Origin of the sequence: Nocardioides sp. 31GB23 (assembly GCF_040012395.1) — a bacterium.
Taxonomy (GTDB): Bacteria; Actinomycetota; Actinomycetes; order Propionibacteriales; family Nocardioidaceae; genus Nocardioides; species Nocardioides salarius.
Map to the genome: position 1 here is coordinate 1 of NZ_JBDYKJ010000058.1, position 14,448 is coordinate 14,448.

Genomic DNA, 14,448 nt, shown 5'->3' on the forward strand with positions numbered 1-14,448 from the left:
GAGACGGGCTGGGAGACGGGCTCGGGCTCGGGCTCGGGGTCGGGCTGGGCGCCGGGCTGGGGCTGCTGGTCGTCAGCGGCTCGGTGCCGGTGCGCACGGGCTGGGTGACCACGGAGACCAGCGCCGGCACGTCGACGGTGGCCGAGCCGGCGCCGGTGGTGCGGACCACCCGGTCCCGGGTCAGCGACGTCCAGGACGCGATGTAGTCGCCCAGCACGCCGTGCCCCGGCACCGGCAGCGTGTCGAGGTCGAGCCCGGCGAGCGGGTCGGTCGTGGCGTCGGGCCGCACCGTGGCGACGGTCGTGTACGGATCGGGGCTGGCGCCGGTCCAGCGGCGTACGACGGCCTCGTAGTCGACCGCGGTCGTGGCCGTGTGCGCGCCGCCGCTGACCGTGCACCGGGCGGCGGCGCGCACCAGCCGGACCTGGAGCACGCCCTCGGGCGCGAAGGTGGTCGGCAGCACGGCCAGGGCCGAAGCGCGCGCGGCGCCGCAGGCGTCGACCTGCAGGGCGGCGCTGCTGGGCACCCGGTCGGCGGTGCGCAGCCAGCCGCCGGCGACCACGCGCACGCTCTCACCGGTCTCCGCGACCTGGCAGGAGCTGGAGATCCCCGACTTGACCGGCGTGGCGCCGTCGGCCAGGCGCACGAGCGGGCCGGCGAGGGAGAGCCGCTCGCGGTAGTCGGCGTCGGCGCCCCCGGCCAGGGACACCCCGCCCGACGACAGGTCGGTCACGGTGGCGGTGGCCGGCGCGGCCGGGTCGGCGACGACGGGCAGGCCGTTGCTGGCGCGCACCGCGAAGGCGGTGGTGCGGGTGCCGCCCCAGCAGACCAGCTGGCAGCCGCTGGCGTCGAGCTGTCCGGCCAGCGAGCCCGTCGAGACCACCGACTGGTCACCGGGGGCGGCCCCGGAGGCGGAGGCCCCCCGGGCCTGGGCGCCGGTGCCGAGGCCGGTCAGGGTCGAGCCGAGGACGGCGTCGGTGCGGCTGGTGGCGGTGACCGAGCCGGACAGGTCGACCAGCCCGGCCGAGAGGGTCACCGGCACGGCGACCGGGTCGGCGAGGGCGGGGTCGGTGGCCGCCACGTTGGTGCCGAGCTGCAGGGCCGCGACCTGCACGGAGGCCTCCACGCGGGGGGTGGCCAGGCTCTGCCGGGTCAGCTGGCTGCTTGTGCTGACCGGCTCGCGGTCGCCGGCCAGCGAGGAGAAGACGGTCACGGTCACCCCGACCTGGGAGGCGGGCGGGGAGTCCCTGCCGCTGCGCTGGGAGTCCCAGTCGGCGGGAGGGGTGACGACCTGGGGCGGGGAGGCGTCGGAGAGCAGCTGGGTGGCGGTGACGGTGACGAACCCGGCGCCGTCGCCGCTGCCGACCTGCACCTGCCGGAAGAACGGGCCGGTGGCCGGCTCCCACGAGCACCGGGTGGCGGCGCCGGTGACGTAGCCGGTCCAGCCGGTCGTGGGCACGGTCCGGTCGCCGCTGGGGCCGCAGACGACCGTCGTGGTGGGCGCGTCGAGGTCCTCGTAGTAGCGGTCGAGCAGGTCGACGTACTCGCTGCCGACGTCGTAGGCGACGTGGAAGGGCAGGTTGCGCAGGCGCTCCATCTGCGCCTGCGCGAGGTTGCGGGCCTGGGTGGTGCGCTGGGCGACGGCGTCGGCCTTGATGCCGACCAGCAGCGCCGGCAGCACGAAGGTGATCAGCAGCACCAGGATGCCCACCGAGACCACGACCTCGACGAGGCTGAAGCCCCCGTCGTGGGCCTGGTCGTGGGCCTGCGCGCGCGTCTCCTCAGCGGGTCGTGACACGGCCGGTCAGCCCCTCCACCGCGATGGTGACGACGCGGTCGCTGCCGTCGCGGGCGATCCGCACCCGCCCCGGGGTGGCGGTGCCGCGCGCCGAGAAGGTGACGCCGGCGGTGCTGCCACCGGTGGTCGGCGAGAACGCCACGTCGACGAGGTCGAGCCGCCCGTCACCCAGGCCGACCGGCCCGGTGAGCGCGGCACCGCCGCTGCCGCACGCGCCCTCGTACGTCGTCCAGGTGTCGGCCGCCGCGTCGAACTGCACGCAGGTCGCCCACCCGTCGCTGACCGCCTGCTGCTGGGCCTGGCGCAGCGTGCCCTCGAGCGTGGAGGCCGCGCCGTCCTGCGCGGAGGCGCGCGCCCAGGCCGTCCAGCCGACCACCGCGAAGGCCATCAGGGCGCCCATCATCGCGATCACCACCACGAGCTCGACCATGGTGACGCCGTCGTCGGGGCGTGCGGGCACGACTGGGCTCCTCGGTCGCGGGGGGGGGATGTCGACACGGTGGGTCTCGGCGCCCGGGCCCGGCACCTTGAGGGCTGGACAGGTGGTCTAGACCGGGCTCAAGGCGGGCCTCCCCGACCCCGACACCCCGGGTGCACACGGCGCTATCCCCCTCTCGGCACGGCGCCACTCCATCCCTCCCAAGGAGATCCCCCCATGCTGAAGCTGCCTGTCCGCCCCGCGGACTCCGAGGAGCGCAAGGACCAGGGCTTCACCCTGATCGAGCTCCTCGTCGTCGTCCTGATCATCGGCGTGCTCGCCGCCATCGCGATCCCGGTGTTCCTGAACCAGCGGGAGAAGGCCGCCGACGCTGCGACGAAGTCGGACCTGAAGAACGCTGCTACCTTGATGGAGACCTATTTCGTCGACTCTCAGTCCTATGGCGACGAAGGAGGGTCTGCTCCGGCGGCTGAGGGGGGGAACGTGCCTCCTCAGCTTGCAGACCTCAAGTCCAGCGATGGCGTGACGGTAACCATCACGGACACGACCGTGACGGATGCCACCGCTGCTACCGAGGCCGGGTTCTGCCTCACTGGTGTCAACGACAACAGTGACGAGACTTTCTACTACGCCTCCAACGAGGGCGGCTTCACCGACGCCTGCGCCTGATCGACACGTCGAGCGCGCCGTCCCCTCGGGGGCGGCGCGCCGTCGTCGTTCCCGCTCGGGTAGACAAGTCCCGTGACCGAGCAGCCGCAGGACACCCCCGAGGACGACCCCGTCTGGGCGGCCTGGCGCGGCGAGGGTGACCTCGAGGCGCGCAACGAGCTGCTGCTGCGCTACTCGCCCCTGGTCAAGTACGTCGCCGGCCGGGTCCGCACCGGCCTGCCGCGCAGCGTCGAGCACGCCGACGTCGTCTCCGAGGGGATGATCGGGCTGATCGACGCGCTGGAGAAGTTCGAGCCCGAGCGGGGGCTGGCCTTCCCGACGTACGCCGTGCCGCGCATCCGCGGCGCCATCTTCGACTCGGTGCGCGCCGCCGACTGGGTGCCCCGCTCGGTGCGCACCCGCGCCCGCGAGGTCGAGCAGGCCCGCACCGGCCTCCACGAGCGGCTCGGCCGCCCGGCCACCGACGGGGAGGTCGCCGCCGAGACCGGGCTGTCCGTCGGTGAGCTGCGCGCCGCGACCGAGCTGCGCTCCTGGGTGGGCTACGCCTCGACCGACGACCTCGCCGATCTCGAGCAGGCCGACGCCGGGCTCGAGGAGGCCTTCGACGACGACGGCACCCGCGAGCTGCTGATGCCCGCGGTGCACCGGCTGCCCGAGCGCGACCGGATCGTGGTGGCGCTCTACTTCTTCGAGGGCCTGACCCTCGCCGAGATCGGGCGGGTCCTCGGCGTGACCGAGTCGCGGGTCAGCCAGCTGCGCAGCCGCGCCACCAAGGCGCTGCGAGAGGCCCTCCAGGACCGATAGTCCCTGACCTTCCTCACCGCGACGCGCGGGGAAGCGGTGTGGAACGTCAGGGACTTTCCCGCGCCCGCGCGCTCAGGCCGGAGCCGGCGGGTGCTCGACCCGCCGCGGCTTGCGCCGCGCGACCGCGACGCCGACCAGCGCCAGCACGCCGCCGGCGTACGCCGCCACGGCCGGGGTCTCGCCGAGCAGCATCCAGCCGAGCACGATCGTGATCGGCGGCACCAGGTAGGTCGTCACGCTCAGGCTGCCGGCGTTCATGTGGGTCAGGGCGTAGGCGTAGGTGGTGAAGGCGATCGCGGTGGGGAAGATGCCCAGGTAGACCACCCACAGCACTGACGAGGCCGGCGCGACCCGCACCTCCTCGACCAGGGTGGGCAGGAACGGCAGGCAGACGACCGCCCCGACGGTGCAGGCCAGCCAGGTGACGTGCACGGCGGCCAGGCGCTTCATCAGCGGCTTCTGCAGGATCAGGCTGACGGCGTACACGACGGCGCTGAGCAGCACCAGGAAGACGCCGACCAGGTCGCGGCCCTGGCTCTGCGAGGTCGACAGCCCGATCAGCGCGACGCCGCCGAAGGCCAGCGCCAGGCCGATGCCGAGGTAGGCGGTGAACCGCTCGTCGAGGAAGACCGCGGCCAGCAGCGCCACCAGCACCGGCGAGAGCTGGATCAGCATCGCGGCGGTGCCGGCGTCGACGCGCTGCTCGCCCTCGTTGAGCGCGACGTTGTAGATGCCGAACCACAGCACCCCGATCGCGACCAGCGAGACCCACTCGCGCCGGGTCGGGCGGGGTACGCCGCGGGTCGCGGTGGCGACGACGCCCAGGCACAGCGCCCCGACGAGCAGGCGGCCCAGGCTGAGCGGACCGGCCGAGAAGTCGGCGCCGAGGTGACGGATCGCCACGAACGCCGACGCCCACAGCACCAGCGTCGTGGCCACCGCCGCCAGCGGCAGCCAGGACGCGGGGGAGGTGGGCGCGGGGAGGGCGGAGCGCGTGCTCTCGGGGCGGGTGGTTGTCACGACCGAAGCCTACGGTGACCCATGACGCCGGGTCGCGCGGGAATCGGTCGTCGTACGCCGCCGCCTCACAGGTCGAGCTTGTAGCCCAGCCCCCGCACCGTCACCAGGTACTTCGGCTCGCCCGGGTCGGGCTCGAGCTTGGCGCGCAGCCGCTTGACGTGCACGTCGAGGGTCTTGGTGTCGCCGACGTAGTCGGAGCCCCAGACCCGGTCGATGAGCTGTCCGCGGGTCAGCACCCGCCCGGGGTTGCGCAGGAACATCTCGAGCAGCTCGAACTCCTTGAGCGGCAGCCGCTGCTCGTTGCCGTCGACGGTCACCACGTGCCGCTCGACGTCCATCCGCACCGGACCTGCCTCGAGAGTGGCCGGGGCCGCGTCGGGCTCGGTGCCGCGGCGCAGCACCGCGCGGATGCGCGCGACCAGCTCGCGGGGGGAGTAGGGCTTGGTGACGTAGTCGTCGGCGCCGAGCTCGAGGCCCACCACCTTGTCGACCTCGTCGTCCTTCGCGCTGACCATGATGACCGGCACGCTGGAGGTCTGCCGGATGGTGCGGCACACCTCGGTGCCGGGGATGCCCGGCAGCATCAGGTCCAGCAGCACGATGTCGGCGCCGTTGCGGTCGAACTCGACCAGGGCGGCGTTGCCGTCGGCCGCGATCGCGACCTCGTAGCCCTCCTTGCGCAGCATGTAGGCGAGCGCGTCGCTGTAGCTCTCTTCGTCCTCGACGACCAGTACCCGTGTCACGGGCTGTCCTCCTGCTCTTTCCTCTCGGACCCGAAGTGCTGGGGCAGGGTCAGGGTGAACGTAGACCCCTGCCCCTCCGCCGACCAGACCCGGACCTCGCCGCCATGGGTGGCGGCGACGTGCTTGACGATGGACAGGCCGAGCCCGGTGCCGCCGGTGGAGCGGTGGCGCGCGGGGTCGACGCGGTAGAAGCGCTCGAAGATGCGGTCCAGCTCGTCGGCGGGGATGCCGATGCCCTGGTCGACCACCGAGACGTCGACCGACCCGTCGTCGATGCGGGTGGTGACCAGCACCGTCGAGTCGGGGTCGGAGTAGGAGACGGCGTTGGAGACCAGGTTGGAGACCGCGGCGGTCACCTGCTTCTCGTTGCCGAAGACCTGCACGTCGCCGGTGCCGCCGATCGCGACCTGGATGCGCTTGGCGGCGGCATCGATGGCCGAGGCGTCCACCGCCGAGCGGATCACGTCGTCGAGGTGCACCGCGACCGGCGCGTCGAGCGGGTCGTCGGCCTGCAGGCGCGAGAGCTCGATGATCTGCTGCACCAGCTTGGAGAGCCGGTCGCTCTCGGTGCCCATCCGCGCCGCGAACCGCTTGACCGCCTCGGGGTCGTCGGCGGCGTCGACCATCGCCTCCGAGAGCAGCCGGATCGCACCCACCGGGGTCTTGAGCTCGTGGGAGACGTTGGCGACGAAGTCGCGGCGCACCTCCTCGATGCGCCGCTCGCGGGTGCGGTCCTCGACCAGCGCCAGCACCAGGCGCGAGCCCAGCGGCGCGACCCGGGCCGTGACGTGGCGCGAGGGCGCGCCGGGGCGGGTCATCAGGATCTCGGTCTCGCGGATCTGCCCGTCGCGGCGTACGGCGCTGACCTGCTCGGCCAGCGCCTCGGAGACCAGCCGCGAGCCGCGCACCAGCCCGAGCGCGTACGCCGGAGCGCTGGCCTTGAGCACCACGTCGGCCTCGTCGACCACGACCGCCGAGCTGCGCAGCACCGAGAGCACCGAGCCGATCCCGTAGGGCAGCACCGGCTCGGGCGCGGCGGGCACGGTGTGCTGCTGCCGGTCGCTCACGTGCCAGGCCAGCACCGCGGCGCCGGCGACGAACGCCCCCACGACGGCAGCGAGGAATGCCTGCAGCGTCGGGTCCACGTGCAGGATCGTACGCAGCCTGCCACCGAGCACCCCTTCGGCGAGCCCGGGCTTCGCAACGTTCATCCCGCGTTCACCGTGCCGCGACGGCCAGACACCCGCCCGCCGGTTCCATTGCCTAGGCTCTGCCCCATGCGTGACGTCTTCCATGAGCAGCTCGATGCCGTCTTCGACGACCTGACCGCCATCTGCGGCCAGGTCGAGGTCGCGGTCCGTCGATCCACCGAGGCCCTGATGAGCGGCGACGCCGCGGTCGCGGAGCAGGTGATCACCGATGACGTCGAGATCGACCGGGCCCGCGAGAAGGTCGAGGAGTCGGCCTTCGAGCTGCTCAGCCTGCAGCAGCCGGTGGCCGGCGACCTGCGCGTCATCATCGCGGCGCTGCGGATGGTCACCGAGCTCGAGCGGATGGGCGACCTGTCGGTGCACGTCGCCAAGATCGCCCGCCTGCGCGTGCCCAACGTGGCGGTGCCCGAGGGCATCAGCGACACGATGACCAAGATGGCCGAGACCGCCGAGGACATGGTGCGCCGGGTCGGGCAGATCATCCGCCACCGCGACGTGTCGGCGGCCATCGAGCTGGGCCGTGACGACGAGGTGATGGACCAGCTGCGCCGCCACAGCTTCACCCAGCTGCTCGGCGACGACTGGGCGCACGGCGTCGAGGCCGCGGTCGACGTGGCCCTGCTGGGCCGCTACTACGAGCGCATCGCCGACCACGCGGTCTCGATCGCCAACCGCGTCGTCTTCGTGGTCACCGGCGAGAAGCCGCACCGCGGCGAGCTCTGAGCCGCCCGCCGCCCGACCCGTCGTACGCCGGCTCCTCCTGCGGGAGGGGTCGGCGTACGGTCATTCCAGGCCGGCTCGAGGCGCAGAACGGGCCGGCTCGAGGCGAAGAACGGGCCGGGTCGGCGTGAGATACGGGCCGGGTCAGCGACCCTGGGAGGCCACGGCCGCGGCGGCCGCCTCGGCGGCGTCGGGGTCGAGGTAGCGCCCACCGGGGACGGTGGGGGACAGGTCGTCGTCGAGCTCGTAGACCAGCGGCATGCCGGTGGGGATGTTGAGCCCGGCGATCTCGTCGTCGCCGATGCCGTCGAGGTGCTTGACCAGCGCGCGCAGGCTGTTGCCGTGGGCGGCGACCAGGGTCACCCGGCCGGCGCGGAGGTCGGGCACGACCGCCGACTCCCAGTAGGGCAGGAAGCGCTCGATGACGTCCTTGAGGCACTCGGTGCGCGGCATGTCGTCGCCGAGGTCGGCGTAGCGCGGGTCGTGGCGCTGCGAGAACTCGTGGTCGTCCTCGATCGGCGGAGGCGGCACGTCGAAGGAGCGGCGCCAGGCCATGAACTGCTCCTCGCCGTACTGCTCGAGGGTCTGCTTCTTGTCCTTGCCCTGCAGCGCGCCGTAGTGGCGCTCGTTGAGCCGCCACGAGCGGTGCACGGGGATCCAGTGCCGGTCGCAGGCGTCGAGCGCGAGCCCGGTGGTGGAGATCGCGCGGCGCAGCAGGGAGGTGTGCACGACGTCGGGCAGCAGCCCGGCCTCGCGCATCAGCTCGCCACCGCGGCGGGCCTCGGCCTCGCCCTTCTCGGTCAGCGGCACGTCGACCCAGCCGGTGAAGAGGTTCTTGGCGTTCCAGGTGCTCTCGCCGTGGCGGAGCAGGATCAGGGTGCTGGTCGGGGTGCTCACTGGGTGCCCTCCGGCTCCGACTCGGCGCCGCCCTCGGGCACCAGCTCGTCGCCCTCCTCGCCCTCCTCGCCGGGGCCGTACTCGCGCACCGGCTCGAGGGGCTCGCATTCGTAGGTCTCGCCCGACTCGCCGGCCTCGCCGGACTCGGTGGCGTGGTCGAAGCCCTCGAACTCGTCGCAATTGGTCACGACCGGCACCTTGACGGCCACCGTGTCGCCGTTGGAGAAGCCCAGGCGCAGCGACAGGTAGTCACCGGCGGTGAAGTCGCCGGTGACGGCGACGCCGTTGCCCTCCTGGGAGAGGTTCTCGAAGCCCAGCGGCGCGATCTCGCGCGGGTCGACCTCGGCGCTGAGCTGGCCGTCCTCGCTGTTGAGGGACTCCCAGGTCACCGACTCGCTGGAGGAGTTGTTGGAGAGCCCGGCGATGAAGGTGCCCGCGCCGTCGGCGCTGGCCACGACGGCCGCGCCGAGCACGTCGACCTCGGCGTCGCGCTCGTTGGCCCCGGCGGCCGGCGTGTAGGGCCGGTCGGTCGCGTAGTCGAAACCACACGAGGTGAGGGGGAGGGCGAGCGCGACCGCGCTGGTGGCGAGCGCGAGCTTGCGGCGGATCAGCATCGTGGGTCTCATGCCTTCGGTTCGTCGTGGGGCCGGCCGGGCCCAGCCTAGCGTCAGCCGGCGCCCAGCCCGCTGGTGGTGCCCACGAACGCCATCGCCACCGCGACCAGCGCCAGGTAGACGGCTGCGAGGGCCAGCAGCCTCGCGGCGCCCAGGCGCAGGCCCAGGCGCAGCGGCAGGTAGGTCCACCCGTCCTCGTGGTCGGCGACCAGTCCCCACAGTGCGGTGAGCAGGTGCACGCCCACGCCGAGCAGCGCCGCCAGCAGGACCATCGCGGGCTCCGGGGCGACCCCTGTGCCGACCCCGCCCCAGCCGCCGTAGGAGAGGAAGGCCGGATAGGTGGCGAACGCCGCCGCCCACGGCACGAACGAGAGCACCCCGGTGCGCAGCGTCAGGTTGCCGAGCAGCCCGATCAGCACCGAGCCCAGGTAGAGCAGTCCGGCCGTGGTGCCGTGGGCCACGGCGAGCGGCACCAGCACCAGCACCGCGCAGGCCAGCGCGAACCAGGCCGTGCCCGGGTCGAGGCGGCCGTCGGCGAGGGGCTTGGCCAGCGGCTTGGCGTCGCTGGGGTGCGTGGCGTCGCGGCGCCGGTCGACCAGGTCGTTGTGCCAGCCGAGCACCGTCTGGCCCACCAGCACCGTGACCAGCACCAGGCCCAGCTCTCGGGTGGGCCGGTCGTCCAGCGCCGCCACGACCGTCATCAGCACCGCGGTCAGCACCGCCTGGCGCGGGTGGGCGGCCCGGGCGAGGAGCACCGGCGTGGTGTCGAGGACCCGCGCCGGGCCCGTACGCCGCGCCCGCGGCGCCGGCGGCGGGGGCGCCACGACGGTGGTCGCGCCCGGGGCCGGTGCAGGGGATGGCGCAGGGGACCCCGGGGGTGGTTCGGCGGGCTGCGGAGCGGCCTTGCGGCGGCGGGGCAGGTGAGGTCGGACCATGCTCGGCAGTATCCCTGCCGCGAGGGTCCCCCGCGGGAGGTCCGCGCAGGTAGGAGGCACTTTTCGACCCGCCGGCCAGGGGCCGGGCGTGGGCCGCGTCACGCCCCGCGGGGTGGGCGCCACCACAGCCCCCAACGATCTGTCAAGACCGCATTGCCCCTCTGACCTGCACAAACGATGAGGGGGACTTCCAGATCCGTGTTAAGATGGTGGCCTAGGAAGGGGAACCTGACATATGACTTTCACCGTCGGCGAAACGGTTGTGTATCCCAATCACGGGGCCGCTGTCATCGAGGACATCGAGATGCGGACCATCAAGGGTGAGGACCGCCAGTACCTGGTGCTGCGGATCGTGGCCCAGCAGGACCTGGTCGTTCGCGTCCCGGCCTGCAACCTCGACCTGGTCGGCGTGCGTGACGTCGTCGACAAGGAGGGCCTCGACCGCGTCTTCGACGTGCTGCGGGCCGCTCATGTGGAGGAGCCGACCAACTGGTCGCGACGCTACAAGGCGAACCTGGAGAAGCTGCACAGCGGCGACGTCATGAAGGTGGCCGAGGTCGTGCGCGACCTGTGGCGCCGCGAGCGCGACCGTGGCCTCTCGGCCGGCGAGAAGCGGATGCTGGCCAAGGCGCGCCAGATCCTGGTCTCCGAGCTGGCCCTGGCCGAGAAGACCAACGAGGACAAGGCCGAGGTCATCCTCGACGAGGTGCTCGCCTCCTAAGGGCAGCACCACCTCGCACCACCAGCAACGAGCACGACGGCCCCCGGGTGAGCACCCGGGGGCCGTCGTGCGTCCTAGGCTGGTCCCACCATGACCTCCCACGACAGCCACCCCGACAGCCCCGGCAGCCCCCGCAGCCCCGACGACGGCAGCCGCGACTGGTCCGACTGGTCCGACCTCGAGGACGAGCAGGAGCAGCCGGCCGCGCTCGGCACCGTGGTCGAGACCGGCCGCGGGTCGCTGCCCTTCGAGCTGCTGCACGGTGAGGCGCTGGTGGCCGTGGCGGCCTGGGGCCTCGGCGAGTCGGGGGTCACCCCGGTCGACATCGGCACCGAGTGGGAGGGCCTGGCCGCCTCCGGTGAGCCGGTCGTGCTGCACGACTGCCTGTGCCCGATGACGCCGGCCGACTTCATCGCCGGGTGCGTGCGCGAGGCCGTGGCCCGCGAGGCGGTCGTCGTGGGCGTGCGGCCGGTCACCGACACCGTGAAGACCGCCGACGGCGACAGTGCGGCCGCGGGCGACGCGGGCGGGCTGCCCGTCGTGGGCATGGGCCCCGACCGCGACGACCTGGTCGTGGTCACCTCGCCGGTGGTGCTGCCGGCCGGGGTGGTCGCCGCGCTCGACGAGCTGCCCTCCGACGACTTCGGGGTGCTGGTCTCGTGGCTGGCCGAGCGGTTCCCGGTGCTGACCCGTCAGGCCCCGCCCGAGGGCCGCCGGGTCGCCGGCGCCGACGACGTCGCCGTCCTCGAGGCGCTCACCGCCCGCTGAGGCCCAGCAGCTCCTCGGCCAGGGCCAGGTCCTCGGGCCAGGTGACCTTGAGGTTCGCCGGCCCGGAGGCGACCGCGACGACCGGCAGGTCGGCGTACCTGGCGAAGCACGCGGCGGTGTCGGTGCCCTCGAAGCCGTCGTCGTCGGCGCGCCGGTAGGCCGCCAGCAGCGGCCCGGCGCGGAAGGCCTGCGGGGTCTGCACCCCCACCAGCGCGCTCGGCACCGGCTGCAGCGCCCGGGTCAGCACCCCGGTCACCGGGGCCCCGGGCAGCGCCCCGCCGCGGGCGCGCGCGGCCTCGACCACGGCGGTGAAGAGCGCCACCGGGGCCAGCGGCCGGGCGCCGTCGTGGACGACGACCACGTCGGTGCGCCCCGCCTCGACGTCGGCGGCCAGGGCGCGCAGCGCGCGCGACTCGGAGGCGTGCCGCGTCGGCCCGCCCGCCACCAGCCCGACCTCCGGGGCACCCGGGCCCTCCCCGCCGCCAGTGCTGCCGGTGCCGCCAGTGCTGCCGGTGCCGCCAGTGCTGTCGGCGCTGTCGGTGGGCAGGTGCGGGGCGAGCGCCTCGGCGACCTCGTCGAGCTCGTCGGGGTGCGCCACCACCAGCACCCGGGCGACGCCGGGGGTGCGCAGCGCGGCCAGCACCGACCAGGCCAGCACCGGACGACCGGCCAGCGGCAGGAGCACCTTGTTGACCCCGGCGCCCACCCGCGAGCCGGAGCCGGCGCCGAGCACGACCACGCTGACCGAGCCGGTCTCGTGCGCAGGTGTCTCGGCGGGCGGGGGAGCGTGGGAGGTGGGCTGGTCGGGCACGCGGTGACCGTACCCAGCCGCCGGCCCGGACGTCATACGGGCAGGACGTCCGTCGGTGCGGAGCGGATGACGTCCGCGGGCCGCGGACCCTTGTCGCTCAGTCGGCGGCCACGAGCAGCGCGGTGGCGATCGCCGCGACGCCCTCGCCGCGACCGGTCAGGCCGAGCCCGTCGGTGGTCGTGGCCGAGACCGAGACCGGGGCGCCCACCGCCGCCGTCAGTGCGGCACGGGCCTCGTCGCGGCGCGGGCCCAGCCGCGGCCGGTTGCCGATCACCTGCACCGCGACGTTGACCACCTCGAAGCCCGCCCCGCGCACCCGGCGCGCGGTCTCGGTGAGCAGCGCGGCCCCCGACGCGCCGGCCCACCGGGGCTCGGCGGTGCCGAAGTGCGAGCCCAGGTCGCCGAGGTCCGCGGCGGAGAACAGGGCGTCGCAGGCCGCGTGCGCGGCCACGTCGGCGTCGGAGTGCCCCTCGAGGCCGAGCTCCTCATCGGGCCAGGCCAGCCCGGCCAGGTGCATCGGGGCGCCGGGCACCAGCCGGTGCACGTCGGTGCCGACCCCCACCCGCAACCCACCCAGTGCAGGCGCAGGACCGGGCGCAGGACCGGGTGCGGGAGCGGGGGCGGGGGTCTGCTCAGCGTCGCCGTTCACGTCGCGATCATGCCCGAGCGCGGAGGTCGCAGGGGGTGTGGGGGACAATCGGGTCGTGGACGAGCGCGCGGGACTGTGGCGCCTGGCCGGCCTGGTGGCCGGGCTGGCCGGTCTCGCGACCAGCTACACCGCCGCGATGGTGCTGACGATCCGCGAGTCGCCCGTGGTGGCGATCGCCGAGGGCGTCATCCGGCTGACCCCCGGGCCGGTCGCCGACTTCGTGATCCGCTTCTTCGGCTCGGGCAACAAGGCCCTGCTGCTGGTGATGATCCTGCTGATCGTCTCCGTGGTCTTCGCCGCCCTCGGCGCCGCCGCGCGCCGGCGCTGGTGGGTGCCGCTGGCCGGCTACTCGGTGCTGGCCCTGGTCACCGCGGCCGCGGTGCTGCTGCAGCGCGGCTCCGCCACCGCCGACCTCCTGCCGGTCGTCATCGGCTACCTGACCTGGCTCCTGGTGCTCGCGCTGCTGGTGGCCCCGCTGCGCCGCCTCGACCGCACCGGCGCGGCGCCCCGGCCCGCCGGGGCGTCGGTCGTGGTCGCCGACGAGCAGACCGGGGCGCACGGGCGGCGTACGTTCCTGGTGCGCGCCGTGCTCGTCGGCGGCGCCGCGGTCGTGGTCGCCGGGGCCGGCCGGGTGCTGGGCACCGGGCGGCGCGCGGTCGAGGAGACCCGGCGGCTGCTGCGCATCGAGGGCGCCGGGCAGACCCCGCCGCCGCGCGGCTCGAGCCTCGGCGTCGACGACATCGCCTCGTGGCAGACCCCCAACGACGACTTCTACCAGATCCACACCGCGCTGGTCGTGCCCGCGATCGCGCCCGTCGACTGGCGCCTGCGCATCCACGGCATGGTCGAGCGCGAGGTCGAGCTGACCTACGACGCGCTGCTGGCCCGCGAGCGGACCGAGGCCTGGACGACGCTGAGCTGCGTGTCCAACCCGGTCGGCGGCGACCTGGTCGGCAACGCGCTGTGGACCGGCGTGCTGACCTCCGACCTGCTGGCCGAGGCGGGGGTGCTGCCCGGCGCCGACGCGGTGCTGCAGACCTCCGAGGACGGCTGGACCTGCGGCACCCCCCTCGAGGCGCTGACCGACGGCCGCGGCGCGATGCTGGCGGTGGCGATGAACGGCGAGGCGCTGCCGATCGAGCACGGCTTTCCGGTGCGCACCCTGGTGCCGGGGCTCTACGGCTACGTCTCGGCCACCAAGTGGGTCGTCGACCTCGAGGTGACCCGCTTCGCCGACTTCTCGGCGTACTGGACCCAGCGCGGCTGGAGCGAGCGCGGCCCGGTCAAGATCGCCTCGCGCATCGACGTGCCGCGCTCGGGGGAGGACGTGCCCGCGGGCCGGGTCGCCTTCGGCGGCGTCGCCTGGATGCAGGGCACCGGCGTCTCGGCCGTCGAGTTCTCCGTCGACGGCGGCGAGTGGGTCGCCGCCGACCTGGGCCGGGTGCCCAGCGCCGACACCTGGGTGCAGTGGGCCGGCACCACCGACGTCGGGCCCGGCGACCACCGGGTGCGGGTGCGCGCCACCGACGCCGACGGCAACGTGCAGACCGACGTCGAGCGCGACGTGCTGCCCGACGGCGCGACCGGCCTCGACGAGGTCGACTTCACCGCGACCGACACCTCGACCCCCGACGAGTAGCCGCCGGCCG

At 74.1% G+C, this 14,448-nt stretch carries 16 protein-coding genes; 6 read left to right on the forward strand and 10 right to left on the reverse strand.

Going from position 1 to position 14,448, the window contains the following annotated elements; all coding sequences use genetic code 11:
• Positions 1-1,798, reverse strand: a 1,798-nt coding sequence (locus ABKW28_RS16910) for a type II secretion system protein (RefSeq protein WP_348611720.1), incomplete at its 3' end; no start/stop codon positions are given.
• Positions 1,782-2,258 (reverse strand): type II secretion system protein, encoded by a 477-nt coding sequence (locus ABKW28_RS16915; protein WP_348611723.1) that lies wholly within the window; start codon positions 2,256-2,258, stop codon positions 1,782-1,784. The genes ABKW28_RS16910 and ABKW28_RS16915, both read right to left, overlap by 17 nt.
• 195 nt (positions 2,259-2,453) lie before the next feature.
• Here ABKW28_RS16915 and ABKW28_RS16920 point away from each other — a divergent pair, with 195 nt between their 5' ends.
• Positions 2,454-2,906, forward strand: coding sequence for a prepilin-type N-terminal cleavage/methylation domain-containing protein (locus ABKW28_RS16920; RefSeq protein ID WP_348611726.1), 453 nt, complete (start codon positions 2,454-2,456; stop codon positions 2,904-2,906).
• A 72-nt stretch (positions 2,907-2,978) separates the two neighbouring features.
• Positions 2,979-3,710 carry a FliA/WhiG family RNA polymerase sigma factor gene (locus ABKW28_RS16925; RefSeq protein WP_348611729.1) on the forward strand — a complete coding sequence of 244 codons (732 nt, stop codon included), beginning with the start codon at positions 2,979-2,981 and terminating at the stop codon, positions 3,708-3,710.
• Positions 3,711-3,782: 72 nt separating this feature from the next.
• Here the strand turns inward: ABKW28_RS16925 and ABKW28_RS16930 are convergent, their stop codons facing one another.
• The 3 genes from ABKW28_RS16930 to ABKW28_RS16940 form a co-directional block, all read right to left on the reverse strand.
• A complete protein-coding gene (locus tag ABKW28_RS16930; RefSeq protein WP_348611732.1) occupies positions 3,783-4,730 on the reverse strand; it encodes a DMT family transporter in 948 nt (315 codons plus the stop codon).
• Between the two features lie 65 nt (positions 4,731-4,795).
• Positions 4,796-5,473 (reverse strand): response regulator transcription factor, encoded by a 678-nt coding sequence (locus ABKW28_RS16935; RefSeq protein WP_193670167.1) that lies wholly within the window; start codon positions 5,471-5,473, stop codon positions 4,796-4,798.
• Complete coding sequence (locus ABKW28_RS16940; RefSeq protein WP_348611735.1) at positions 5,470-6,684, reverse strand: ATP-binding protein; 1,215 nt, start codon at positions 6,682-6,684, stop codon at positions 5,470-5,472. Before ABKW28_RS16940 ends, ABKW28_RS16935 begins: the two co-directional genes overlap by 4 nt.
• A 66-nt stretch (positions 6,685-6,750) precedes the next feature.
• On the opposite strand from ABKW28_RS16940, the gene phoU reads away from it, so the two are divergent.
• Positions 6,751-7,407 carry a phosphate signaling complex protein PhoU gene (gene phoU, locus ABKW28_RS16945; RefSeq protein WP_193670165.1) on the forward strand — a complete coding sequence of 219 codons (657 nt, stop codon included), beginning with the start codon at positions 6,751-6,753 and terminating at the stop codon, positions 7,405-7,407.
• A 141-nt stretch (positions 7,408-7,548) separates the two neighbouring features.
• Here the strand turns inward: phoU and ABKW28_RS16950 are convergent, their stop codons facing one another.
• Genes ABKW28_RS16950 through ABKW28_RS16960 form a run of 3 tightly spaced genes read right to left on the reverse strand, consistent with a single transcriptional unit; the run spans position 7,549 to position 9,739 of the window.
• Positions 7,549-8,301, reverse strand: coding sequence for a phosphoglyceromutase (locus tag ABKW28_RS16950; protein WP_348611738.1), 753 nt, complete (start codon positions 8,299-8,301; stop codon positions 7,549-7,551).
• Complete coding sequence (locus ABKW28_RS16955; RefSeq protein ID WP_348611741.1) at positions 8,298-8,927, reverse strand: hypothetical protein; 630 nt, start codon at positions 8,925-8,927, stop codon at positions 8,298-8,300. The genes ABKW28_RS16950 and ABKW28_RS16955 overlap by 4 nt, the downstream gene beginning before the upstream one ends.
• 41 nt (positions 8,928-8,968) lie before the next feature.
• Entirely contained in the window at positions 8,969-9,739 is a 771-nt protein-coding gene (locus ABKW28_RS16960; protein ID WP_348611744.1) for a UbiA family prenyltransferase, read from the reverse strand.
• 346 nt (positions 9,740-10,085) lie between these two features.
• Between ABKW28_RS16960 and ABKW28_RS16965 the strand changes: the two genes are divergently transcribed.
• Both ABKW28_RS16965 and ABKW28_RS16970 read left to right on the forward strand, forming a co-directional pair.
• Positions 10,086-10,571 (forward strand): CarD family transcriptional regulator, encoded by a 486-nt coding sequence (locus ABKW28_RS16965; RefSeq protein WP_179615410.1) that lies wholly within the window; start codon positions 10,086-10,088, stop codon positions 10,569-10,571.
• 90 nt (positions 10,572-10,661) lie between these two features.
• Entirely contained in the window at positions 10,662-11,339 is a 678-nt protein-coding gene (locus tag ABKW28_RS16970) for a hypothetical protein (protein WP_348611747.1), read from the forward strand.
• Here ABKW28_RS16970 and ABKW28_RS16975 read toward each other — a convergent pair.
• Together ABKW28_RS16975 and ispF are read right to left on the reverse strand one after the other, a co-directional pair.
• The gene (locus ABKW28_RS16975) at positions 11,326-12,150 is read right to left on the reverse strand and encodes a 2-C-methyl-D-erythritol 4-phosphate cytidylyltransferase (protein ID WP_348611750.1); all 825 of its coding nucleotides are present in this window, start codon (positions 12,148-12,150) and stop codon (positions 11,326-11,328) included. The two genes, ABKW28_RS16970 and ABKW28_RS16975, sit on opposite strands and share 14 nt — an antisense overlap.
• 97 nt (positions 12,151-12,247) lie before the next feature.
• On the reverse strand, positions 12,248-12,718 hold the full coding sequence (gene ispF / locus ABKW28_RS16980) for a 2-C-methyl-D-erythritol 2,4-cyclodiphosphate synthase (RefSeq protein WP_348611771.1): 471 nt from the start codon (positions 12,716-12,718) through the stop codon (positions 12,248-12,250).
• Positions 12,719-12,854: 136 nt separating this feature from the next.
• Between ispF and ABKW28_RS16985 the strand changes: the two genes are divergently transcribed.
• On the forward strand, positions 12,855-14,438 hold the full coding sequence (locus tag ABKW28_RS16985) for a molybdopterin-dependent oxidoreductase (protein ID WP_348611753.1): 1,584 nt from the start codon (positions 12,855-12,857) through the stop codon (positions 14,436-14,438).
• Positions 14,439-14,448 lie beyond the last annotated feature (10 nt).